The sequence below is a fragment of the Microbacterium sp. BF1 genome (assembly GCF_019279095.1).
GTDB classification, from domain to species: domain Bacteria; phylum Actinomycetota; class Actinomycetes; order Actinomycetales; family Microbacteriaceae; genus Microbacterium; species Microbacterium maritypicum.
In genome coordinates this window covers 1-813 of the sequence record NZ_JAGYWT010000745.1, presented here as the reverse complement: position 1 = coordinate 813, position 813 = coordinate 1, and the positions used below count along the sequence as shown (strand labels likewise).

Genomic DNA, 813 nt, shown 5'->3' with positions numbered 1-813 from the left:
GCACCGGCGAGCTGCTCGTCGGCGATGTGCACGGCGGAGCCGGCACCGATCGCGAGCGCCCGGCGAAGGGAGGCCGTCGAGCCCTCCGGAGCCATCGAGACGGCCACCACCTCGGTGCCGTCGTTCTTGTCAGCGTAGCTGAGGGCGACTTCGAGAGCGCGCTCGGTGATCTCGTCGAGGACCACATCCCCCGCCGCACGATCGGCGAGTCCGGTCTCGAGATTCAGCTTGCGATCGCCATAGGTGTCCGGCACCTCTTTGACCAGGACGAAGATCTTCATCGATTGCTCCTCACGACTGCTGCAATTCTAGACCGCGATACTGAGTTCCAGCTCACATGCGACTGAGACTCAGCCGCTGCAGCGACGGATGCGTCGCGCGCCGTCGCCGCACCCCACCCTCCCGCCACTACCGTAGAGAAATGGCCCGACCCCGTCCGCTCCCCATCGATCCGCTCGCCGAGGCGAAGCGGCAGTGGCTCGCGCACGGATGGACGGATGCCGCCGACGGCATGGCCCTGGTCACCTCCGTCATGCGCGCCCAGCAACTGCTGCTCGCCCGCGTCGATGCGACCCTCAAGCCCTTCGCTCTGAGCTTCGCCCGCTACGAGGTACTGCGCCTGCTGGCCTTCAGCCGCGCGGGGAGCCTTCCGCTTTCGAGCGTGGTCGCCCGACTGCAGGTGCACCCGACCACGGTCACGAGCACGGCGGAGCGGCTGGTGCGCGACGGCCTGATCGCGCGTGAACCGCACCCGCACGACGGACGCGCCGCGCTCCTGGTCCTGACCGAGTCCGGCCGGGAAATGGTCGAGCG

General features: G+C 68.6%; 1 protein-coding gene and 1 pseudogene. One reads left to right on the top strand and one right to left on the bottom strand.

Going from position 1 to position 813, the window contains the following annotated elements:
• A pseudogene (locus KZA10_RS16505) lies at nt 1-281 on the bottom strand (electron transfer flavoprotein subunit beta); the annotation flags it as partial.
• A 140-nt stretch (nt 282-421) separates the two neighbouring features.
• Between KZA10_RS16505 and KZA10_RS16500 the strand changes: the two are divergent.
• A partial coding sequence (locus tag KZA10_RS16500; RefSeq protein ID WP_218683435.1) for a MarR family winged helix-turn-helix transcriptional regulator occupies nt 422-813 on the top strand: 392 nt, incomplete at its 3' end.